The sequence below is a fragment of the Caldicellulosiruptor hydrothermalis 108 genome (assembly GCF_000166355.1).
Lineage (GTDB): Bacteria > Bacillota > Thermoanaerobacteria > Caldicellulosiruptorales > Caldicellulosiruptoraceae > Caldicellulosiruptor > Caldicellulosiruptor hydrothermalis.
In genome coordinates this window covers 969,583-993,400 of record NC_014652.1, presented here as the reverse complement: position 1 = coordinate 993,400, position 23,818 = coordinate 969,583, and the positions used below count along the sequence as shown (strand labels likewise).

The window sequence follows — 23,818 nt, the reverse complement described above, 5'->3', positions numbered from 1 at the left end:
TATTATCCATTTGCTTACATTGATAAAATGCCATTAGGGTCTTTAATTATCTCCAAGATATTTTCTTCCTTTCCAGTGATTGCATTTATATAGTCAGCAAAGTACTTACCATCATATTTGCCTAAAAATTCGTATGTGAAGACTTCTTTTCCAGAATCAAGTGGAATTATAGCAAGCGATACGCTTTGCACATCAAAATTTTTGCTAATAAAATTTCTTGCCTGTCTTTCAGATATTGCAGGTTTAGGGATCTTCCTTGAAGTGTGAGACATATAATATGCTGTTGCATCAAACCCTACTATTTGCCCTGTGTCAAGAGCAACTCTAACTTTCACCATATCGGGATATATCTTAACACCATTTTGTTGGTAGATATAATTTATCAGAGCAGTGTTATCCTGTTTTAGATAAAAGGTGTCAATCATGTTAGCAAAACCTTTTTCAATTAAAAACTTTTTAGCATTTTCCTTTGCTTTCGCAACACCTATTTTTGGGGAAGAGGAAGCCCTGTTGTCAATCATCCAAATTACTTTGCCGCCTTTTTTAGAAATAGCTATTGTAATTGTTCTATCGCGAATTCTTCTGTCAGGGATTATCTCAAAAGTATAAACCTTTATTCTATCTCCTGAAAGTCCTAAATAATTGACTATATCAGCTCTTTTAAAATTTAAAAAGTTAAGCGCAATCTTTTTTGCCTGTTCTTTGCTTATAAGTTTTTCTGGAAGTCCTTTTGGGGTCTGGCGACTGATGTGGTCAGAAAAAGGTCCGTCATATATCAAAGTTGGGTAGTCTTTAAACCCTGCCTCAACTGCCAGCATCCTGCTGCTTGTAACATTCTGAGCTATCCTTCTGAACCTTGACGTTCCAACTACTCTGACCTCGCCCCATCTCAGCCTTCCCTGACTTATCTCAATTGCAAGCTCATTTAAGTTGTTACTGAGCTTATCTGCATACGCTCGAAGTTTTTTGAGCTGCTTTTGCTGAAGCAATGTCTCTTTTTTGCCGCTCATAAGCTGTTTTGAAAGTGAAAAACTGAGGTCTCCAACTTGAGTAAGATACTTTGCTGTTCGTTCAAGTGCAACATTATTTTCAATAGGAAGCTGGGAAAGGTTCTCCTGCGCTGCAAAAGCGTTTCGCCACACCTCGGTATATAATACCGCTCTTTGCCTGTCATCGCCTGACACTTCAGCTTTTGACAGCAATGCCTGGATGTTTTGAACATAACCTACCATGTCGAAAAATGCTCTGTGCCACATATTGGTAAGATAGTTGTGGTAGTTTGCTTTTCCTTTATACTGGTTTACTCCCCAAAGCGCTACAATAACCAAAATACCAAGTGTGACCGCCATCACACTCCAAAGCCTTACACTCTTTAGCCTTTCCCGAAGTTCTTTGTATCCACCTAAAATGCTCAAGCTAATCTCACCTCTTTAGTTTATTGATTTTATTTTGCAAATCTGTGCTTGCCAATGACAAGCATAACCTTCCTGCTCCAAATCCATTTGTTTGTTGTCTTTGCAGGATTGTAGTAATATATACAACCGTTTGTCGGGTCCCATCCATTTAGCGCGTCTCTTGCTGCTTTTAGTGCTGTTGGTTCAAGTTTTGCATTAATTTGACCGTCGGATACACAAGTAAAGGCACCCGGCTGATAGATTACACCGCTGATTGTCTTTGGAAATCCGGGGTGTTTTGTTCTGTTTATAATTACAGCCCCGATTGCAACCTGGCCTACATAAGGTTCTCCTCTTGCCTCACCATTTATAACTCTGGCCAGAAGATACAAATCTTTGTTCTGGTAGCTTGTTGACCCCTGCGTTTCAATAAATTCGTTTAAAACTTCCTTGTCAGTACTTTCTAATGCCTTTTCAAGTTTTTTCTCAATATTCTCGTAACTTGCTCTTTTTATATCATAAATAAGCTTTGCAGAATATATACTGAGGATAAAACTTATCAAAAGAAGCAGGATAAAAAGTGAATATCTTTTTAAGATTTTACCCATGCTGCAAACCCCCAAATATGAATTTTTCTAAAATTATTTTTTGTAAGCTCATTTTTATTATTCAAAATTAGCGGTAAAATAAACTTAAAGACTTGCAAGGGTGGAGGAAAAAACAAATGAAGGTTTTGATATTAAGCCTTGACGCAGGCGGAGGACACTTTGCTGCTTCAAATGCCCTCAAGAGTGCTATTCTACAAAAATATCCTGAGTCACAAGTGGAAATTGTAGATACACTGAAAATCATAAGTCCAATACTTGACAAACTTGCCGTGGGAACATATTTAAAAGCAATCAAGTCAGTGCCTTTTATTTATGGTCTTGTATATGACTCTACTGACAAAGAACCTCCAACCAGATGGAGCAGAGCTTTGTATGAAAAGTTCTATTTTGCATTTTATAAACTCTATAATATTATCTCGGATTTCAAACCGGACATAGTAATTGGTACTCATCCATCACCAGTTGACATGGTGGCCCAGCTTAAAAAAAGAGGGAACATAAATGTGCCTATAATAAGTATTGTCACTGATTTTACCATTCATCCATACTGGATAAACCATTTCGCCGATTATATTATTGTTCATCACCAAAACTTGGTGTATGAAGCGGTCAAAAAAGGTGCCCAACAAAACAAAGTAGTGCCACTTGGAATTCCTATAAACCCGTCATTTGCTCAAAAATATGACAGAAAACAAATTGTCGAAAATTTGAACCTGGAAGATAGACCAACAATACTTATAATGGGCGGAAGCTTAGGGCTTGGAAACATAGAAGAGATTGTCGAAAAGGCCTGCACAATATGTGATAAGAACTATCAAATAATTGTTGTTGCAGGAAAAAACAAGGCCCTCAAAAATGCTTTGGAAGAAAAAGATTTTGGAAGAAAGATAATAGTATACGGGTTTATTGATTTCATAGACAAGCTCATGGCAATAAGTGATATTCTCATCACAAAACCCGGGGGACTCACATGCGCAGAAGCACTGTCTCGCAAACTTCCCATGATATTGATTTCTCCTATTCCCGGGCAAGAAGAAAGAAACACTTTTTATCTCATGAACAACGGAGCTGCTGCGTATGTAAAAAATACCGAAAACTTTGATATAGTATTTAGTCAGATAATAAACAATCCTCAACGTTTAGAACATATGAAGCTTGCCTGTTCGTTTTTAGGAAAGCCAAACTCTTCAATCGACATTGCGGAATTTATAAGGGGAATGGCAATGTAGTTGCTCATTCCCCTCGCTTTTGTTTAATTTGTTTGAGGTAAAAACTTCAGCGGATTTTGATTTTCACCATTGTAAAGTATCTCAAAATGAAGATGCGGCGGGTCCATGTACTCTATGTTAGAGCTTGTACCAACCTCTCCTATTTTCTCTCCTTGCCTTACAATCTCTCCTATCTGAATATCCTTTAAGTCTTTGAGATTGTAGTACTTTGAGATATATCCATCTCCATGATCGATTACAACATATTTTCCATAAAGAGGGTCTTCTCCTAAATCAATAACTGTACCGTCAAAACAAGCTTTTACATCGCTACCTTCCTGAGCTTCTATGTCAATTCCAGGGTGTTCTGTCCACTCATCAAGAGTTTTTGAATATACAAGCGACTGATCAGAAAACTCTCTTATTACCTTCCCAATGGTAGGAAAGATTGGCTTGAAGTCAACAGGGTTTATAACCTCAACATCTTCCTGGCTGGTACCAGTTCCAATCTGGATGTTTGAATCCATCTTTTTGTTATCTTGTTTCTTAGAGAAGACAGAAGAGCTTTTATTTTTATTATTACTATTTTTAGAATTATTTCCTGACTGTGTAGGGCGGATAGTAGAATTTGAATTACTGCTATTTTTATTATCTTCGCTTTTCTTTTTTGAACTTATAGATTTAGAACCCTCTTTTTTCAAATCATCCTGTTTTGTTACCTCTGTTGAACTTTCCTGTGGCTGAGGTATCTCGGGCAATTTAACCTGGTTATTTAAAGATTGCTTGTTTTCTTGATTTTGTTCTACCTCGTATTTTGTAAAGTCTGTGGTGGCAATGGTATAAACCGAAAATCCTATTACCAGCAAACATACAGCCACAATAATATAAAAACCTTTAGTGTCAAAAAAATCTAAAAGTTTTTCTTTCCAGTTTTTCTTGTTCACACCTCTGCACCTCCTTCTATAAAAGTATTTTTGCCATCCATTGCTTTGGTTATACATAAATAGAAATTGATATCCATAAATTTTCTTTGAATATTTCCCTGCAGTTTGATATCATAACCTTACAAAACAAGATTTCTTTAAGATTAAAAAGAAGGTGCAGAGAAATGGAAAAGGAAAGGGAAAGGGAAAAGGAAAAGAGCAGGAAAAGATTTTTTCAAAAAATTTCTACCTATTCAAAAAAAATCTTGCTTGTAATAAGCCTTATTTCCATTGTGATGGCACTGATAGGAATAAAGTTTTATATTTTGTCACTGCACTATGTATCAGACAAAGTAGACCTGAAAGTCTTAGCCCAAGGATTTTTGCAAAATTCAGTCTACATATTCATTGAAGGACTTGGTGCGGCAATCCTAGTGGACTTTCTTGCAAAAACAAAAAGTTAAAGGGCAAAGACTCAATAGCTTCGCCCTTTAATTTTGCTAGGTTTCAACTTTTGTTGAACAAAAAATTTTTTACTCTTCTTGCAATATTTTTTATAAATATAAAGTATCCATCAGACTCAAGCTGATAATTAGCGCTTACATTTTTGGTAATAACTATTATTCCAAGATTTTTTATTCCATTTTCATAGTCCTGATAATATAGCTCTTTTATCTTTCCTCTTTTATCCACAACTTTTACCCACAGGTAAATCTGTGCGTCAGTAAATATTCTCTCAATATCGTCTTCTTTCTGAACCTGAAGACCGTTTATAGAAACAATAGCATCCCCCGGTTTTATACCCATCTTGGCTGCTACACTGTTTTCTTCGACATATAACACCTTTATTTTATTTTCCTCTGCTTCAAATATTGAATCTCCTTCTTTTTGTTTCTTTTGCTGATAGAGTATAATACTTTCATGAGCAATGGGGGCAAACAGAGCTGCCACCCACTTGAAAGCATAGACCTTGTATGAAAGTGCGCTTAAAATAAACAAAACAATGCTAAAAATGCTCAAAATTCCGGCACTTTTTTTGCTTATCACAGCTGGTTCATCTTCCACCGCCAAATCCCCGTATCCAAGTGCAGCTACAATAGGAGTCATAAGAAGCATAGTATTTGGCAAAAGATTCTGTGGTTTAAAAAGAGGCCACCATGAGGGTTCAAACAGCTCAATTTTTACAACCTGCGCGGTGGTCTGATAGTTATACGCAATTATTACCATCGGTATAGCCCAGAACCTTTGCATAAGATAAGCACCTGAGGTTGAAAAAATGCCTCCTTTTTTTCTTCTCTCAATCACAACAGGTATTGCACCACGAAAACCGTCCAAGAAAATTAGAAGACTTTCAACAAAATGAAGTATTGCCACAATTACCAATATCCCTGAGATATCAACAGCTGGTCTTTTGAAGATGAGAGATATCACCGAAATAATTCCCGCCGCATACGAAAAACAAAGATATCTTGGATTTATTAGTGCAAGAATCAAAGCAATATACCAAAGATACATAAGACTATCCACATCCACCACTATGCCAAAAAACAAAGTAATTAAACTTACTATATAACCCCCTACAAGCCCCGCGATGGAAGACTCCACAACCTTGTAAAGAAGGCTGACTCGGTTGTGCCCGAGTACAGCCTGTTCAAACTCTTGCTCTCTTCTGTATAAAAATGAAATTAAAATAACTATAACCCAGAAATTCCAGCTAAAAAGAAGTCGAAATATACTAAGTCCTGTCAGTTCAAATATCTGCCAGAAAAATTTTAACATAATATGCACCTCAAATTTTCAAAACTTACTCTTTGAAATTTCATCTTTTAAAATCTCTATAGCCTTCTTGAGCTGTAAGTCTTTATCCATTGGTACATTCATTTTGTCCTGATACTCTTTAGGCTGATTCACTTTAAAATCAGGTACTATACCTTTTTTGTGAATATATGCTCCGCTTGGTAGCAAATATTGACTTACAGTGATTTTTATTGCCGAACCATCTCCAAGGTCAAATACTTGTTGAACAACTCCTTTACCAAAAGTCTTTTCACCTACAATTTTTGCCCTTTTTTGATCCTTTAAACATCCAGCTAATATTTCTGAAGCTGACGCTGAATATTTGTTGGTAAGCACGACAAGCGGCGTTACCGTGTCCCCATTTTTGTATGACTTGAAATACTCTTTGTGATTGTATCTGTCTTTGAGATATACTATAAGCTGTCCTTTCTTGAGAAAATTGCTTGCAATGTCAACAACAGACTCCAAAAGCCCCCCAGGGTTGAATCTCAGGTCAATGATAAGTCCACGGCAGCCAGAAATTTTGAGTTTGTCATAGCTATTGTAAAAGTCCTGTGGGGTATTTTCATCAAAATTGGTGATTTTAATATAACCTATGTTATTTTCCAAAATGGAAGAAGATACAGTTTTTATTTTTACTTCATCCCTGACAATTTTAAGGTCGATAGGCTTTGAACTGCCATTGCGCAAAATTGTAACTGTCACGCTTGTTCCTTTTGGCCCTCTCATTAAATTTACAGCCTTTTCTATATCTTTTGATGTCAAATTTATCCCATTTACTCTTATAATCTTATCCCCTGGTTTTATCCCAGCCTTGTATGCGGGAGAACCTTCAAACGGTGTTACAACTTCAATATAATGTTCACCAGGCTCTATTGTCACCCCTATCCCAAAATACGTGCCCTTACTCTGTATGATAAATTCATCATATTCTTTTTTAGTAAAATACTCAGTGTACGGATCACCAACACTTGCAGCAATCCCATCTATTGCACCGTCTATAATTTTCTGGTCACTTATATCCTTAGGCTCATAATAGTACTTTTTCAAAAGCCATATAACCTTAGACACCTTGGAGTTAGTTACTAATTTGTTTGTATATATAGGACTTCCAAAATAGACATAAGTGGTCACAATATATGTGACAATTGCAGTAATTAGAGCTATTGCAAGGGTTTGAAGTTTTCTTTTCATGCTTTTTCAGCTCCTCACCTTAGGAAATTGAGCGGGTCAGTAACATCTCCGTTTATTCTAACCTCAAAATGAAGGTGCGGACCGGTAGCATACCCAGTTGCACCAACACTACCTATACTTTCGCCTCTTTTCACTTTTTGGCCCACAGCTACGTTGATTGAAGAAAGATGAGCGTAGAGGGTTGAAATACCACTACCATTATCTATAATGATAGTCTTACCATAACCAGACACCCATCCGGCTAAAATCACATCGCCGTCTGCTGCTGCTAAAACACTTGCTCCATATGGCGCTGCAATGTCTATCCCTGTGTGCATTTTGTTTTTCTTCAAAATTGGATGAAACCTCATGCCAAAATATGATGTTATCCCATAATACCCCTCAAGCGGCCACAAGAGCTTGCCACCTTTATATATGCGTTTTGTCTTCTGTCTTGCCAAAATCTCCTTTATTTTCTTGGAAAGCTCATTTGAAATCTCTTCAAGTTCATCAAGCATCTTTTCCAATTTGTCTTGCTCTTTTTCAAGTTCTGACAAAAGCTTCTTCTTTTCATTTTGCTCTACCAAAAGAGAAGCTTGGTAGTTTTCAAGCTCCCTCTTTTCTCTACTCAAGTCTTCCTTTAGCAGAACAAGTTTTTCTTTCTTATTTTTGATAGTCTCAATGCTCTTTGTGTACTCATTTAGTATTTGCTTATCATATTCAATTATATCGTTAAAAAGATACATTCTTGTAAAAAAATCTGAAAGGTTTTGAGAGTCAAGCAGCATTTCAATATACGATACAGAGACAGTATTTAGCTCATAAATACATCTTATTCTCTCTTTGAACTTTTCATAATACATTTCTTTCCTTTTTTCTTCTTCTCTGAGATCAGCCTCTGTCTGCAAAATCTTGTTTTCAACAGATGCAATGTTTGCTTTTAAATTTCTTATTTTTCCTTCCACATCATCAATCTTCTTATCAAGCCCATCTATTTGTGATAAAACTTGCTGCTGCTGTTTTTTAACCTCTACTATCTTCTGCTGTGTTCTTTGTTTGTTCTTTTCAATAGATTTCAGCTTGTTTTGATATTCTTTTAAAGTGCTTGATACAGCAGTTTCAAAAAAGATAACAAATACAAGCAAAATAGAAAAAATTTTTAGTCTGATTTTCAACAGCCAAACCCCCTCTTTTACAAAAGACAAAAGAGGCTTGATTTTTAGGCTTTTAAGTATCTTCTTAGAGAAATTAAGCTTCCCAGTATGCCTACCATGCTTCCTGTGAGTATAAACACTCCTAATATTTTGTACTTGTAAATAGAAATGTTGACAAAATCAATAAACGTAATAGTCTGTGAAAGGTATCTTATTGCATAGTGATAAAATAACAAAACAATAGCATATGCCAAAATCGAACCCAAAATACCTATAATAAACCCTTCAACAACAAAAGGTCCGCTTATAAACCTGTTAGTTGCACCAATATATCTCATAATTGAGATCTCTCTGCGCCTTGCAAAGAGGGTTATTTTGATAGTATTGGCAATTATAAATACAGCAACTATATAAAGACCCAAAATCAAAAGTATGCAAAAAAGATTTATTATCTTTAAAATCCTTCTCAGCTTGTCCACCGTCTCAGAAGGAAAATAGACCTGAGCAACGCCATCTAAAGTTTCTAACTCTTCTGTAAGCTTTTTAGTATACTCGATCTTTACAGGTTTTACTACAAAGTATCCCCGCAGAGGATTGTCTTTTTCAAGTCCTTCAAGCAAAAACGCATTTTTACCAAGCTTATTTTTCAAATCTTGCAAAGCCATCTGTGGACTTATGTATTTAAACTCTCGAACCAAAGCGTTTTTCCTCAAATACTCCTCAATTACAACCGCTTTTTCTTCCTGACCTTTTTGTAGAATCACCCTTATATCAACCGTCTTTTCTATCTGCTGTGAGATATACTCCAGATTAATCCCGATTGCAATAAATATCCCAACCACAGTTAAGGCTGCCACCACTATAGAGATAGAAGCAGCAGCCATGGTCTTATTTAAAAAAATGTTTTTAAATCCATCTTTGCAAAAGTACTTGATTGTCTGAAGACTCATAGCTGTAAACTCCTTTAGGTTGATCTTTCACAATTCTGCCACAGTCAATTGCCACAACCCTTTTTCTCATGCTATCAACAATCTCTTTAGCATGTGTTGCAACAAGCACAGTTGTTCCTCTCTTGTTAATATCTTCTAAAAGTCTCATTATCTCCCATGATGTGTCAGGGTCTAAGTTACCTGTTGGCTCATCAGCCACAAGCAAGTTGGGCTTATTTACAATTGCTCGCGCCAAGGCAACCCGCTGCTGCTCACCGCCTGAAAGCTCGTGCGGGTAACATTTTGCCTTGTGCGCAAGCCCTACCAAAGACAGAACATAAGGAACCTGTCTTCTGATGATTTTTGCAGGTGCTCCTGTTATTTGCATAGCAAACTCCACATTTTCATATACTGTTTTGTTGGGGAGAAGTCTAAAATCCTGAAATACTATTCCAATCTTTCTTCTGTAATATGGTATCTCCCTTTTCGGAAGCTGTGTGAGCTTGTACTCACCAACAATAATCTCTCCCTCAGTCGGGTCAATCTCTTTCAAAAGAAGCTTTACAATTGTAGATTTTCCTGCCCCGCTTGAACCAACCAAAAATACAAATTCACCTTTTTCAATGGTCAAATTGATATTTGTGAGCGCAAGCACCCCGTTTGGATACCTTTTGCTCACATTTATAAACTTTACCATTCTTTTCACCTGCAATTTTTAAAATGTGATGTTGCCCTTTGTATACTCTAAATATTGATTTACAAGCATAGCCATCTTGAAGATAATAGCATCTTCGAACTTTCTAAGGTCAAGCCCTATCATTCTTTCTATCTTGTCAAGTCTGTAAACCAAGGTATTTCTGTGAATATAAAGCTGTCTTGCTGTCTCTGAGACGTTCAAGTTGCATTCAAAGAACATCTCAACAGTCTGTATGAGCTCTGGGTCAAAATCAGAAAGTTTTACATCCTTGAAGACCTCTTCCAAGAACATCTCACAAAGTTTTGTTGGCATCTGATATATAAGTCTTCCAAGGCCGAGCTTGTGATAGCTTACGATGTACTTGTCCTTTTCAAAGATGTAGCCTATTTTGAGCGCTGCTTCTGCCTCCTTATAAGACATCGAAAGTTCTTTTATGTCATCAACAACAGAGCCAATTCCAATATATGCCTTGAGCAAGAGTTCTGAGTTGAGTGTGTCAAGTATAATCCTTGCAACCTTGTATGCATCCTCATTATTTGAACCTGGTTTTAGCTCTTTTATGAAAACCAGAATATTGTTGTCAAGCTGGATAATAAAATCTTTTGTGCTCTTTGGGAATATGCTTGTCAAAATCTCACCGATATTCACATCTTTAATCTCTTTTGCATTTGGAATATAGATAGCAAACACAACCCTTGTTGCACCTGTTGCGATGTGAAGTTCTCTTGCCTTTGTGTAGATTTCCCCCGGCAGGATGTTGTCATACAAAAGATTTTTTATAAACAGCTTTTTATCATACGCAGAAGCCGGCTCTTTTGCCTTCATCACAACAAGGTTTAACATGTCCAAAAGCTTTTCAGCATGAGGTTCTGTGTTGTTTATATAAAGAACATAGGTGTCTGTCTGGCTTCTGTAAACCTTGTATGTGCGGCCTTCAAATATCTCAAGGTCTGTATCAGTTTTTATCATGTCAATTGCAACCGTGTTTATCCTGTTTTGAGAAAGTGGATTTGAGCTGTAGATAACTCTACCATCAGCTTCAATATATCCAAATTCATCGTCGATGATGTCTTTTGCCTGCTCTAAAACATCAATAACCTTTTGTGTCATCATACCTCAATACCTCACCCTTTTTCATAGTATTTTATAAATCTATTATACTTTTTTTCTTTGCAGTTGTAAAAGGTTTTTGAAAACAAAAAGCCCCTGCCACAGCTTTACCACATGGCAAGGGCTTATTCCTCTTTTGCTTAGTGAACAATAGCCTTCTCTGTTTCTTTGTCGAACAGGTGAATTCTGTTGACATCAAACGCAAGTTTGATCTTGTCGCCAGCTTTTGCTTTTGACCTTGGATCAACTCTTGCAATGAGGTTAAGACCATCAACAACTACATACAGAAGTGTTTCAGAACCAAGCATCTCAACAACATCAACATTTGCATCAACAACAGCATCTTGAGCTGTCTGTAGGAATATCTCTTCGTCGTGCAAATCCTCTGGTCTTATACCCATTATAACTTCCTTTCCAACATAGCCGAGCTCTTCAACTTTCTTTGCTTTTCCTTCTGGAAGTTTTATTGCGTTGTTTCCAAATACAACATATAAGTTCTTATCCTTTTGTTCAATCCTTGATTCAATGAAGTTCATCTGTGGCGAACCAATGAAACCTGCAACAAACAGGTTTGCAGGTTGCTCATACAGAACCTGTGGTGTATCAACCTGCTGGATAAATCCATCTTTCATAACAACAATTCTTGTACCCATCGTCATAGCTTCTGTCTGGTCGTGTGTAACGTAGATGAATGTTGTTCCAAGTCTCTTGTGAAGTTTAGATAGCTCTGTTCTCATCTGGACTCTGAGCTTTGCGTCCAAGTTTGAAAGAGGCTCATCCATGAGGAATACCTTTGGCTCTCTGACAATAGCACGACCTAAAGCCACTCTCTGCCTCTGACCACCGGACAGAGCCTTTGGTTTTCTGTCAAGCAGGTGCTCAATTCCCAAAATCTTAGCTGCTTCATGTACACGTCTTTTTATCTCATCTTTTGGAAACTTTCTGAGCTTGAGACCAAACGCCATGTTTTCAAAAACAGTCATGTGAGGATACAAAGCATAGTTCTGGAAAACCATCGCAATGTCTCTGTCCTTTGGCGGGACATCATTTACCAGCTTGTCCCCTATGTAGATTTCGCCTTCTGTTACCTCTTCAAGACCTGCTATCATTCTGAGAGTTGTGGTTTTTCCGCAACCAGATGGTCCTACCAAAACTATAAATTCCTTGTCCTCGATATCTAAGTTAAAGTCAGAAACAGCTGTAACACCACCTGGATATCTCTTGTAAACACCTTTTAATCTTACACTTGCCATTAAGCTTTTACCTCCTACACAGTATTGTATATAAACTTGCAAAATATCTTCTTCTAATATAGACTATACAATTATTTGCGATTAAAAACTATTGATTTTTTAAACAAACTTTTCAAAAACCTTTTAGATAACATGTCTAAACTATCTTACCAAAAACAAAGGCTGATAAGGAGTTGTACCTTATCAGCCAAATCTTACTACTGCTGTTGTTTTGTTGCCTCTTCGGCGCCTTTTCTGAACAGTCCCAGTACAAATATAAATATTGCAGCACCTAGGATGGTTGGAATAATAGGAATACCAGCAATGACAGGACCAAGTTTTCTGAAAAACGGAATATACGCTCCAATCCAAGACCCGACAAGCCCCGCAATCATAGCTCCAATAAACCCGCCTGGCATCTTGTATTTGGTTAGTGCATCGCCTATATACCCTGCAATTGCTGCAACAATCAGGGTCATTATAAACCCGAGCATAAGTTTTGACCCCCTTTTTTGAAGGAGCATCTACTCATTAGTATGATTACTTTTATCAAATTTAATCACTTGATAATATTACCAATAATACCCCATCTTTTACCTCAACAATTGCTTCATCTTCAATAATAACATTTGACACACCATAAGGATTGCCAAACTCCATCACACCATCTTCTAAAGAATAATACAAACCTTTGGTACAAATACCTCTTACAGTTTGTGTGTATGGAAGCAAAGAGAGCAAATGGCCTTTTTTCCCATGGATTTTTATTTTGTTTCTTGTCATCATGATTATGTTATTTTCATCTACTATTGCACCCTTTATATCGTGCTCAAGCAGATAATACAAAAGACTTATGTTGGCAAGAACATGGTCAAGTCTTTGACCTGTACAAGAAAGCATTACAACCTCGTCAAACCCGTTCTCAGCCAAATACTCAATGGCAATCTGTGTATCTGTTTTATCCTTTTCACAAGGAAATTCCATTATTTGTATGTCATTAATTTTGAAATATTCCAAAACTATTCTGTCTACAGAGTCAAAGTCGCCTATTATCAAGTTTGGCACAAAACCATATTTGTATGCTACGTTTGCTCCACCGTCACAGCAAATTATAAAATCAGCATCTTTTATATATTCATCGTAAAAAGACTTGCTTGCAATCTTACCGCTTGAGATTACAACACCTTTCATGTCTTCTGTCCCTTTCCTGACAATAAATTTTTAGAAAAAGCTTAGCTGGCTTGTTTGAGGCAAGTCTTTTAACACTTTATACTGAGTCAAAATCTCTATAACCTGCTTGTTCAGCTTTGCACGTCTTATAAGGTCATCCACAGACAAAAACCTTCCTTCTTTTCGTGCCTCAACAATACTTTTTGCAGCTGCCACTCCAACATTTGGCAGAGCATTAAAGGGTATTAAAAGCCCTCCATCTTTTATGATGAACCTCTCTGCATCAGACTCGTTCAAATCAACAGGGTAAAACTTTAGACCTCGTGCTAACATCTCGTTTGCAATCTCAAGCACTGTCAGAAGGTTTTTGTCTTTCTGAGAAAGACTACTTATCCTATTTTCCAAATCTCTTATCTTCTGCCTTATAGCGTCTCTCCCCTTGAGGATTGTTGCATAATCAAAGTCGTCTGCTCTGACTGTAAAATATGTTGCATAGAAAGCCTCCTTATAATGTACCTTGAAATAAGCAATCCTGAACGCCATCATTACATACGCTGCAGCATGTGCTTTTGGAAACATGTACGTTATCTTTTTGCAGCTCTCTATATACCAGTCCGGAACATTGTGAGCTCTTAGAAGCTGCTCATCCTCCGGCTTTAATCCTTTACCTTTTCTAACATCTTCCATGATTCTAAAACTGTCTTTTGGTGGAACACCCTTTTGAATTAAATATAACATAATATCGTCTCTTGTAGAAATTACCTCTTTGAGCGTTGCAATTCCATTTCTTACTAAATCCTGAGCATTGTTTGTCCACACATTTGTGCCGTGTGAAAGACCTGAAATACGAACAAGCTCGGCAAACGTCTTTGGTTTTGTCTCAATTAACATCTGTCTTACAAACCTTGTCCCAAACTCAGGTATACCGAAAGTCCCTACTTCACAATCTATGTCCTCAGGAGAAATTCCAAGAGCTTCTGTGCTTGTAAAAATTGACATCGTATCTTTGTCATCAAGAGGAATTGAACGCGGGTCAACTCCCGTCAAGTCCTGGAGCATTCGTATGACAGTCGGGTCGTCGTGGCCAAGAATATCAAGCTTCAAAAGTCTTCCTGAGATAGCATGGTAATCAAAGTGCGTTGTGATAACGCTTTTGTCCCCGCTATCTGCCGGATGCTGGATTGGTGTAAAATCAAATATCTCTTTGTCTCTTGGAACAATCATGAGCCCGCCGGGATGCTGGCCTGTTGTTCTTTTTACTCCTGTGCAACCCTGAGAAAGTCTCAAAATCTCTGCAGGATGAAGATTCAAACCTTTTTCCTCAGCATACTTTGTCACAAAACCATGTGCAGTCTTTTCAGCAACTGTTGAGATTGTACCTGCTCTGAAAACATAGCCTTGTCCAAACAGCTCCTCTGTAAACTTGTGTGCAATTGGCTGATAATCACCAGAAAAGTTAAGGTCAATATCAGGCTCTTTATCCCCATCAAACCCCAAGAAGGTCTCAAACGGTATGTCGTGCCCATCTTTTTTAAGTTTTTTCCCACAGCGTGGACAGTTTTTGTCTTCTAAGTCATAACCACATCCAACAGAACCATCTGTTATAAACTCAGAATACTTGCAGTTTGGACAAACATAATGTGGGGGCAGTGGATTTACCTCTGTTATTCCACACATTGTTGCAACAAGAGAAGAACCAACAGACCCTCGCGAACCAACAAGATAACCGTCTGACAAAGATTTAGATACAAGTTTTTGGGCAATCAAATACATCACCGCAAAACCATTCTTGATTATCGAATTCAGTTCCTTTTCAAGCCGTGCTCTTACAATTTCCGGAAGAGGGTCTCCATATATTTCGTGAGCTTTCTTCATTGTCATGTTGTATATTTCTTCCTCAGCACCCTCAATCTTGGGTGGGAAAGTCTCATCGGGTATTGGTTTTATATCTTCTATCATATCGGCAATCTTATTGGTATTTTCTACAACAACTTCATAACAAGATTCATTTCCCAGATAATCAAATTCTTTGAGCATCTCATCTGTTGTCCTGAAATAAAGCTGCGGGTCATTTTCAACATCATCGTACCCTTGGTTATGTTTTAAAATCTGGCGCAACACTCTCTGGTGTGGATGACAATAGTGCGCATCAGATGTCGCAACAACAAGCTTGCCAAGTTTTTTGCCAAGATTGTAAATCTTTTTATTGATTTCTCTTAAATCTTCTTCATCTTTTAAGTATCCTTCTCTAATCAAAAAAGAATTATTCTCAACCGGCATTATCTCAAGGAAATCATAAAATGCTGCTATCTTTTCTATCTCTTCCTCACTTTTCCCTTCCAAAAAGGCCCTGAAAATTTCACCAGACTCACACGCACTTCCTATCAAAAGTCCATCTTTTAATTGTATCAAAAGACTTTTGGGTATCCTTGGCCTTTTGTAGAAGTATTCTAAATGAGAATACGATACCAGTTTGTAGAGATTTTTTAACCCCTGCTGGTTCTTTACAAGTATAGTTGCATGATAGCTGTGAGATTTGAGGTCTGCTTTTGCGTTTGACTCAATTGAATTAAGTTCTTTTAACCATTTGTACCCTCTTGCTTTTAATCTTTCCACAAGAGAAATAAAGATACCAGCTGTTGTTTCTGCGTCAGAATCAGCTCTGTGATGATGTTTTAACTCTACATTTAAAAACTCTGCAACTTTGTTTAACTTATGAGAAGACAGATCTGTCAAAAGCCTTCTTGAAAGTTCCAGCGTATCGATATATGTATAGTCGAATATAATTCCACATTCCTGGTACGCCTTTTTCAAAAATCCAATGTCAAACTGAGCGTTGTGCGCAACAAGAACGCTGCCGCTTGCAAACTTTTCAAACTCCAAAATGGCATCACTCAGCTTTGGGGCTTTATCAACCATATCTTGGTATATGCCTGTTAGCTCTGATATCCTGACAGGGATTTTGCCTTCGGGGTCAACAAATGTAGAAAATTTCTCTGTTATTTGACCGTTTTCTATCTTCACAGCACCAATTTCTATTATTCTATCTCTTTGACTGTCAAACCCTGTTGTTTCAATGTCAACAACCACAAAGGTAGAGTCAAATCCTTGTCCTTCCTTAGGATTGTAAACAACTGGCGCGCCATCATCAATAAGATAGCATTCCATCCCATAGATAACTTTGATATTACAGCTTTTGCTAGCCTCCTGTGCTTCCGGAAACGCCTGAACAACTCCATGGTCTGTTATCGCAACTGCTCTGTGTCCCATTGAAGCTGCCAATTTTATAATCTCCTCTGCAGAGCACACAGCATCCATAGCAGACATTTTGGTGTGAGCATGAAGTTCTACTCTCTTGTTATCGCTTGTATCAAGTCGCTGAGGTTTTTGACTTTTGTTTATGTTTTTAGCATTCACCACAACCGCTTTTTCAAAATCGTCAAATTCTACCCTGCCTTCAACCTTAACATAATCTCCAACAGAAATTGAAGTAGGAATTTTATCTTTCTTGGCAACAATTTTTACAAAGGTTGAATTTAAATAGTCTGTGATGTAAAGCTTGTATATGAGCACATTCTGGTTTTTAGTCTCTTTTATCTCAAGATTAAAAATTTCACCTTCGATCACGCAATCAGTACCAACTTTGACAAGAGAAATAGGAGTTACCTCTTTCTTTTCATCTATCTTTTTGCCAAATATAATGGTCGGGTCTGTCTCAACCTCACTCTTTTCACTTGTAATTTTTTCAGTTTCTTCTTTCTTTTCCTCGCTAAGCTTTAGATATTTTTCTACTTCTTGGTCTGTGTCAAACTGGATAAAAAAGTCTTTAATCTTAAAATCCACGTCGCATACTATTCCGAACTCTTCAGACAGTATTTGCTTTACAAGCACATCTACTTTTCTTTCAAAAAGAATATCTCTGATACCATTTGGAACCAAAAAATCTAAGCCGCTTGAACTTTGCACAATCTCGCATTCTCTCAAAAAATGGCTAAGACCGTTACATCTTTTTGAAATTTTATAAAACAAAAACCATCTATATTTTTTCAAAAGTTCTTCCAACGTCAGGTTTCTGGTTTTGAAAAGTTTTATCTCAACATCCCTGCAACTTTCTAAAAGAGACTTGAATCTTTGCTCAATTCCAATGAGGTCAATATCTTTCAGGTTATCAAGGCTCTCAACATAAACCTTAAGATCCATACTTGATTTGTCAAACTCAATCTTGACAGGTTTTACTGGCAAAAATAGAGCCTCACTCATTGCCCATCCCTACTTTTTTTGAGATTGACATAACCTTTTATTATATCTGAATACATCTTCATCCGGTGCTGAGCACCTTTTATAAACCCAAGCTTCTCTTCCTTCATCACATGCGAAACCTTTGGCAGTGGTACTGTCAATACTCTTAAGTTAAACTTTTTGGCATACTCAGTTAAAATAATCTCTATTGCATACCCCAAATCTTTTATATCCTCGCGTGACTCTAAAATTTTTTCAAAAACCCATCTTTTTATTCCTCTCTGGCCTGACAAAAAAGGCGAAATCTTCTGGGCAAGGTCGGTGGAAAACCTGCCGTCAGAAAAAATTCCAACTGTCATGTCAGCCTTGTCCTCAAGCAAAGGTCTAATTAAATTTTCAACATCTTCAACCTTGAGATTTACAAGGTCTGCATCAAGCATCAATATTATATCGCCTTGTGTATTTTCAACACCGTAAAATATAGCATAGCTCTTTCCCCTGTTTTTTTCAAGTCTTAAGACACTCACACCATTTTTTTCTGCCACTTCAGCTGTTTTGTCTACAGAACCATCGTCAATTACAAAAATCTCATCTACAAGTTCACACTTTTTTACAACACTAAGCACAGCACCTATTCTCTTTTCCTCATTATAAGCAGGAATAAGACAAACCACCTTTTTGCACATATTTTCACCTCATCGAAAAATTAAGAAAGAGAATAGATTTCCTTTACAAGCTCATCTACAATCTCATTCTCTTTCACTTTCCTTATAATCTTGCCTTTCTTAAACAGAAGTCCTTCACCAACTCCACATGCCACACCTACATCAGCTTCTTTTGCCTCACCAGGGCCGTTTACTGCACAGCCCATTATTGCAACCGTAATGTCCAAGTCCAAATTCTGTATCCTATTTTCAACCTCATTTGCAATCTTTAAAAGGTCAACATTACACCTTGCACAGGTAGGACATGATACCATCTTCACACCTTTTCTGAGCTTTAAACTTTTTAAAATCTCCTTTGCCACAATAACCTCTTTCTCTGGGCTATCTGTGAGAGAAACCCTTATGGTATCACCAATTCCCCTCAAGAGAAGATAGCCAATTGCAATGCTCGACTTAACAGTCCCTGCAACAAAAGTACCTGCTTCGGTAAGACCAACATGAAGAGGATAGCTGAGTTTTTGGGATAGTATTTCATAGCTCTTAATTGTGGTTAAAACATCTGAGGATTTGACAGACACAACAATATTGTCAAACTCAAACCTTTCAAGAAGTTTTACCTGATAAATCGCTGCTTCAACAATGGCATCTGGTACAGGAGATTTGTATTTTTGCAAAATATCCTTTGGGAGCGAACCTGAATTTGCACCAACCCTAATTGCAATCCCATATCTTTTTGCTTCTTTTGCTATTTCCTGGACTTTTCTTTCATCTCCAATGTTTCCAGGATTTATTCTAATCTTATCAGCACCGTTGTATATAGCTTCAAGCGCAAGTTTGTGGTCAAAATGAATGTCAGCAACAAGTGGAATGTGTATCTTCAGCTTTATTTTACTTATAGCCTTAGCACTATCTAAATCAGGAACAGCAACTCTTATGATGTCGCATCCCAAACTCTCAAGTCTCAGTATCTGCTCAACTGTAGCCTCAACATCCTTTGTCTTTGTATTTGTCATTGACTGAATTCTAATTGGCTCACCGCCACCAATATAAAGATTGCCTATTTTAATCTTTTTTGTCAACAATTTCACCTTCCAGGCATTATAATGTTCTTTATATCATTAAAGGTAACTATCACCAGCAAAAATAGAAGAAGTACAAAACCAATTGTGTGAATAAGTGCTTCTTTTTCTCTGTTAAAAGGCTTTCTTGCCACAGCTTCGTATAGATAAAATACGAGTCTACTTCCATCTAAAGCAGGAAATGGAATAAGATTTATAACACCTAAGTTTACTGAAATCAGCTGCATAAGCCACAGAACATTCAAAAGACCGCTGAGTACGCTCTGCTTAAATCCGGCATTCGCAGCCTCTCCAATTGTCTTCACCATACCAACAGGTCCCATAATCTCAGAACCAGAAACTTTGCCTGTTATCATCAGCACAACACTGTATATGGTCTCTTTTATCTCAGCATATGTCCCAAATATTCCATAATAGATGCTATCAAATAAATTTTTACGTGATATCTTTGACGAAACACCTATTCGCTTTGTTTTTGTATTCGGGTCATACTTAGGCATTACCCTGAAAGTATATTGTTTGCCATCTCTTAAAACTTTTATCTCCACTTCTCTGTCTTTATAGAGCATATTGTGAACAGCCAAATAAAAGCTTACCTGGTCCCAAACATAAACTCTATTTTTGTCAAGCGCAACAATCCTATCACCACTTCTTATCCCAGCCTCATATGCAGGCATGTTTGGTTCTACTTTACCAATAATATTGGTCCCAAAACCAATAAAATAACCAATCCCCATCATGATTATTATGGCAAGAACAAAGTTCATAACAGGTCCCATCAAAACCATTAAAATTCTTTTGTAAACCTTTGCGTTATTGAGTGCTCGTGGATGGTCAACTTCTTGGTCTTCGCCAAGAGGCTTTACATACCCTCCTATCAAAAATGCTCTCACAGAATACTCTGTCTCTTTCCCTTTGATGCTAAAGAGTTTGGGACCAAAACCAATGGCAAATTCTTCAACCAGGACACCTGATAGTTTGCATACAATGAAATGTCCAAACTCATGAACAAGTATCACTATTGTCAGCACAATTAATGCAAGTATAAGGTTCATTAGCTTTTCTCACCTTCCACAAGATTTTTAAACTTCTGCCTTGCCTCTGCATCAATTTCCAAGATGTCCTGAATGGATTCCACTTTTTGCCCCCTGTGACTTTCAATAATTTTAGCTACATACTTCATAATATCAACAAAGGCAATTTTCCCTTCCAAGAAATATTTTACAGCCTCTTCATTGGCAGCATTGAGCACAATCGGGTAACTTTCTCCTTCTTTTGCGCACTCATATGCAATTTTGAGCAAAAAGAATGTATCAAAATCAGGCTCTTCAAATGTAAGGTTTTTTACCTTTGCAAGGTCAAGTGGCGCAGCTACTGCTTTGCCTCTTTCTGGGAAGCTCAGGGCATATTCAATTGGAAGACGCATATCCGGGTAAGATAGCTGTGCTTTCACAGACCCATCAACAAATTCAACCATCGAATGAACAATACTCTGTGGATGTATCAACACTTCTATATCATCACAACTTTTATCAAAGAAAAACATAGCTTCTATCACTTCAAACCCTTTGTTTATAAAGGTGGCTGAATCAACTGTGATTTTCTTGCCCATGTTCCACGTAGGATGCTTCAGCACATCTTCTACATTGACGCTTTGTAAGTCTTTGAGTTTTTTGCCTCTGAAAGGTCCTCCCGATGCTGTGAGAATTATCTTTTTTACATTTTTTTTGTCTTCACCTACCAGGCACTGAAAAATAGCACTGTGCTCTGAATCAACAGGAATAAGAAGAGGGAGAGAATCTTTTGCTTGTTTTGGGGAAAGAATCCTTTTTATAATCTTTCCACCTGTCACAAGGGTCTCTTTATTGGCAAGAGCAACTCTTTTACCTGCCAAAATAGCCTCAACTGTTGGCATCAAACCAGATATACCAACAAGGGCATTTACAATCAAATCTGCATGTGGATATGTCGCAATATTAATCAGACCTTGCTGCCCTGTTACAACTATCTTATCAGGAAAATTTTCTTTTAATAGAGGATAATATTTTTCATCTACAATACATAAAATGTCCGGGTTAAGCTCTCTTGCTTGCTTAATCAAAAGCTCCACATTTTTGTGCGCTGAAAGCCCAACAACTTTAATCCCCAGCTTTTTGGCAACATCTATTGTCTGAACACCTATGGACCCGGTTGACCCCAGGATGCAAATACTCTTTGTCATATACTTCGCTCCTTTAAAAGCAATTATTAAAATAGTCCAAATTTTGCAAGAAAATAGATTATTGGCGTGACCATGATTAAGCTGTCGAACCTGTCAAGTACACCGCCGTGACCTGGCAAAATAGAGCCAAAATCCTTTTTCTGCTGCTGCCTTTTTAGCATTGAAGCAAACAAATCGCCTGTGTGTGCAACTATAGATAGCATCATACCTTCTGCTGTGCTTATAAGCAGGGTTGACAAATCAAAATTTTTGCCCGAAAGTCCAAACTGATAAAACCAGACAGCAACCATACCTCCAACCATTGCTCCAAAAAAGCCTTCTAAACTTTTCTTAGGACTAATACTTGTCCATATTCTTCTTTTGCCAAAAGCAAGACCAGTAAAATACGCAAAAGTGTCTGAAAGCCAGCATACAAGGTAAGGAACCCATATTAGTTTTTTCCCATTTTCAAATTCTCTAAGTAGTACTAAAAATAAAATGGGAAAAACTATGTAAATAAAAGAAAATAGCACATAGACTATGTTCTGTGAAGCTATCCTGTTTTTAAAGCTCTCTATGAAGGCAAGTAGAAAAAGAAGGACAAATAAAAACAATATTTTATTGTTAATACTATAATTGCTAAAAATAACAAAGAAGCTTAATGTTATGCTCAAATACAGCATATATCTTTCTATTCTAAACAAATTGAAAAATTCATACAAAGCAACTGCTGTAACAAGAGCACCAAAAATCTTCAGCCAAATTCCACCAAGAAAGTTTGCCAAAGCTACCAACGCTATTCCCCAGATAGCAGTGATTATCCTTTGTTTCATCTTTTTTCCTCCAAAAAGGCTATTTAACACCGCCAAATCTTCTTTCTCTTCTTTGATAGTCTTCGATAGCTTTTAAAAGGTGCTCCTTTTTGAAGTCTGGCCACAGGACATTTGAAAACCAAAATTCTGTATATGATATCTGCCACAAAAGAAAGTTTGAAACCCTCATCTCTCCGCTTGGTCTTATCAAAAGGTCAGGGTCAGGGATATCCTTTGTGTAAAGGTATTTTTTAAAGAGGTTCTCATCAACATCTTCGATATCAATTTTACCACTCTTTATGTCCAAAGCCAAATTTTTTACCGCATTTATTATCTCCTGTCTTGCCCCATAATTGAGAGCTATAACAACACAAAGCCCTTTTTTGTCTTTTGTTCTTTCTTCGGCACTTACAATTCTCTCTTGAATATCTTTATCAAGCTTTGAAATATCCCCTATAACCCTGATTCTTATCTGGGTCTTGTTTATGAGGTTTTCTATCTCTGTATCAAAGAATTCTCTCAAAAGGTTCATAAGATTGTCAACTTCCTCTTTAGGTCTTTTCCAATTCTCCGTTGAAAAAGCGTAAACTGTAAGGTACTTTAGTCCTATCTCATCGGCAAAAAGGACTATCTCTTTTAGCTTCTGCGCACCAAACCTGTGCCCCGCCGAACGCGGAAGCCCTCTTTTCCTTGCCCATCTGCCATTTCCATCCATAATGATTGCAATGTGCTGTGGCATCTTTTCTTTATCTATTTTTATCTTTTCTCTTTTTAAAAACTCAAACATTTGTTTTCATTCTCCCTTTTTATTGATTAAAAAAATAACGGGGTTGCCACCCCCGCCAAAACCTGAACTTCTGCAACTAGAAAATCTTATACCTCCATAATCTCCTTTTCCTTTGCACTCAAAAGTTTTTCAATCTGCTCTATGTATTTGTCGTGAAGCTTCTGGACATCCTCTTCGGCGTCTTTGAGGTCATCTTCTGTAATCTCATTGTTCTTTTTCATCTTTTTGTACTCATCAAGTGCCTCTCTTCTTATGTTTCTAATTGCCACCTTTGCATCTTCAGCCATCTTTTTGACTTGTTTCACAAGCTCTTTTCTTCTTTCTTCTGTGAGTTCAGGGAAAATAAGTCTTATAACCTTTCCGTCATTTGTTGGATTTACTCCAAGGTCAGATTTTTGAATGGCTTTTTCAATTTCTTTGAGCATCCTTGCTTCCCATGGCTGGATAACAATCATTCTCGCTTCGGGAACGGTTATGCTTGCAACCTGAGGAATGGGAGTTGGAACGCCATAATAGTCCACCATCACCTTGTCCAGAATATGAGGATTTGCTCTTCCTGCTCTGATTGTGGCAAACTCCTCTTTCAAAGTCTCAATTGCCTTTTTCATCTTCTCCTCTGCAACCTGAATAGGTTCTGCCAT

General features: G+C 37.3%; 22 protein-coding genes. 2 read left to right on the top strand and 20 right to left on the bottom strand.

Annotation, left to right across the window (positions count from 1 at the left end; genetic code table 11):
- Positions 1–14: 14 nt before the first annotated feature.
- Together ypeB and CALHY_RS04800 are read right to left on the bottom strand one after the other, a co-directional pair.
- Positions 15–1,415: a germination protein YpeB gene (ypeB, locus tag CALHY_RS04805; protein ID WP_013402876.1), complete on the bottom strand. Its 1,401-nt coding sequence runs from the start codon at positions 1,413–1,415 to the stop codon at positions 15–17.
- 29 nt (positions 1,416–1,444) lie between these two features.
- Positions 1,445–2,002 (bottom strand): cell wall hydrolase, encoded by a 558-nt coding sequence (locus tag CALHY_RS04800; protein ID WP_013402875.1) that lies wholly within the window; start codon positions 2,000–2,002, stop codon positions 1,445–1,447.
- Between the two features lie 116 nt (positions 2,003–2,118).
- On the opposite strand from CALHY_RS04800, the gene CALHY_RS04795 reads away from it, so the two are divergent.
- Entirely contained in the window at positions 2,119–3,231 is a 1,113-nt protein-coding gene (locus tag CALHY_RS04795; RefSeq protein ID WP_013402874.1) for an MGDG synthase family glycosyltransferase, read from the top strand.
- A 23-nt stretch (positions 3,232–3,254) separates the two neighbouring features.
- On the opposite strand, the gene CALHY_RS04790 is transcribed toward CALHY_RS04795, so the two are convergent.
- On the bottom strand, positions 3,255–4,154 hold the full coding sequence (locus CALHY_RS04790; RefSeq protein ID WP_013402873.1) for a M23 family metallopeptidase: 900 nt from the start codon (positions 4,152–4,154) through the stop codon (positions 3,255–3,257).
- Between the two features lie 164 nt (positions 4,155–4,318).
- Between CALHY_RS04790 and CALHY_RS04785 the strand changes: the two genes are divergently transcribed.
- The gene (locus CALHY_RS04785; RefSeq protein WP_013402872.1) at positions 4,319–4,597 is read left to right on the top strand and encodes a hypothetical protein; all 279 of its coding nucleotides are present in this window, start codon (positions 4,319–4,321) and stop codon (positions 4,595–4,597) included.
- Between the two features lie 43 nt (positions 4,598–4,640).
- Here CALHY_RS04785 and CALHY_RS04780 read toward each other — a convergent pair whose 3' ends face one another.
- The 17 genes from CALHY_RS04780 to frr form a co-directional block, all read right to left on the bottom strand.
- A complete protein-coding gene (locus CALHY_RS04780; protein ID WP_013402871.1) occupies positions 4,641–5,912 on the bottom strand; it encodes a PDZ domain-containing protein in 1,272 nt (423 codons plus the stop codon).
- A gap of 18 nt (positions 5,913–5,930) precedes the next feature.
- Positions 5,931–7,124: a S41 family peptidase gene (locus CALHY_RS04775; protein ID WP_013402870.1), complete on the bottom strand. Its 1,194-nt coding sequence runs from the start codon at positions 7,122–7,124 to the stop codon at positions 5,931–5,933.
- A 14-nt stretch (positions 7,125–7,138) separates the two neighbouring features.
- Complete coding sequence (locus CALHY_RS04770; RefSeq protein WP_013402869.1) at positions 7,139–8,278, bottom strand: murein hydrolase activator EnvC family protein; 1,140 nt, start codon at positions 8,276–8,278, stop codon at positions 7,139–7,141.
- Positions 8,279–8,322: 44 nt separating this feature from the next.
- Positions 8,323–9,207, bottom strand: coding sequence for a permease-like cell division protein FtsX (gene ftsX, locus CALHY_RS04765; RefSeq protein ID WP_013402868.1), 885 nt, complete (start codon positions 9,205–9,207; stop codon positions 8,323–8,325).
- Positions 9,164–9,883: a cell division ATP-binding protein FtsE gene (ftsE, locus tag CALHY_RS04760; protein WP_013402867.1), complete on the bottom strand. Its 720-nt coding sequence runs from the start codon at positions 9,881–9,883 to the stop codon at positions 9,164–9,166. The genes ftsX and ftsE overlap by 44 nt, the downstream gene beginning before the upstream one ends.
- Before the next feature lie 18 nt (positions 9,884–9,901).
- Complete coding sequence (locus tag CALHY_RS04755; RefSeq protein WP_013402866.1) at positions 9,902–10,996, bottom strand: PucR family transcriptional regulator; 1,095 nt, start codon at positions 10,994–10,996, stop codon at positions 9,902–9,904.
- 137 nt (positions 10,997–11,133) lie between these two features.
- The gene (locus CALHY_RS04750; RefSeq protein WP_013402865.1) at positions 11,134–12,246 is read right to left on the bottom strand and encodes an ABC transporter ATP-binding protein; all 1,113 of its coding nucleotides are present in this window, start codon (positions 12,244–12,246) and stop codon (positions 11,134–11,136) included.
- 197 nt (positions 12,247–12,443) lie between these two features.
- A complete protein-coding gene (locus CALHY_RS04745) occupies positions 12,444–12,719 on the bottom strand; it encodes a GlsB/YeaQ/YmgE family stress response membrane protein (protein ID WP_013290897.1) in 276 nt (91 codons plus the stop codon).
- 61 nt (positions 12,720–12,780) lie between these two features.
- The gene (locus tag CALHY_RS04740) at positions 12,781–13,416 is read right to left on the bottom strand and encodes a thiamine diphosphokinase (protein ID WP_013402864.1); all 636 of its coding nucleotides are present in this window, start codon (positions 13,414–13,416) and stop codon (positions 12,781–12,783) included.
- A 30-nt stretch (positions 13,417–13,446) separates the two neighbouring features.
- Complete coding sequence (locus CALHY_RS04735) at positions 13,447–17,655, bottom strand: PolC-type DNA polymerase III (protein ID WP_013402863.1); 4,209 nt, start codon at positions 17,653–17,655, stop codon at positions 13,447–13,449.
- Complete coding sequence (locus CALHY_RS04730) at positions 17,652–18,320, bottom strand: glycosyltransferase family 2 protein (RefSeq protein ID WP_013402862.1); 669 nt, start codon at positions 18,318–18,320, stop codon at positions 17,652–17,654. Before CALHY_RS04730 ends, CALHY_RS04735 begins: the two co-directional genes overlap by 4 nt.
- A 20-nt stretch (positions 18,321–18,340) precedes the next feature.
- A complete protein-coding gene (ispG, locus tag CALHY_RS04725) occupies positions 18,341–19,387 on the bottom strand; it encodes a flavodoxin-dependent (E)-4-hydroxy-3-methylbut-2-enyl-diphosphate synthase (RefSeq protein ID WP_041723112.1) in 1,047 nt (348 codons plus the stop codon).
- Positions 19,384–20,433 carry an RIP metalloprotease RseP gene (gene rseP / locus CALHY_RS04720; protein WP_013402860.1) on the bottom strand — a complete coding sequence of 350 codons (1,050 nt, stop codon included), beginning with the start codon at positions 20,431–20,433 and terminating at the stop codon, positions 19,384–19,386. The genes ispG and rseP overlap by 4 nt, the downstream gene beginning before the upstream one ends.
- Positions 20,433–21,599 (bottom strand): 1-deoxy-D-xylulose-5-phosphate reductoisomerase, encoded by a 1,167-nt coding sequence (locus tag CALHY_RS04715; RefSeq protein WP_013402859.1) that lies wholly within the window; start codon positions 21,597–21,599, stop codon positions 20,433–20,435. The genes rseP and CALHY_RS04715 overlap by 1 nt, the downstream gene beginning before the upstream one ends.
- A gap of 26 nt (positions 21,600–21,625) precedes the next feature.
- Positions 21,626–22,411, bottom strand: coding sequence for a phosphatidate cytidylyltransferase (locus CALHY_RS04710; RefSeq protein ID WP_013402858.1), 786 nt, complete (start codon positions 22,409–22,411; stop codon positions 21,626–21,628).
- A 19-nt stretch (positions 22,412–22,430) separates the two neighbouring features.
- The gene (locus tag CALHY_RS04705) at positions 22,431–23,177 is read right to left on the bottom strand and encodes an isoprenyl transferase (RefSeq protein ID WP_013402857.1); all 747 of its coding nucleotides are present in this window, start codon (positions 23,175–23,177) and stop codon (positions 22,431–22,433) included.
- 86 nt (positions 23,178–23,263) lie between these two features.
- On the bottom strand, positions 23,264–23,818 hold the full coding sequence (gene frr, locus CALHY_RS04700) for a ribosome recycling factor (RefSeq protein ID WP_013402856.1): 555 nt from the start codon (positions 23,816–23,818) through the stop codon (positions 23,264–23,266).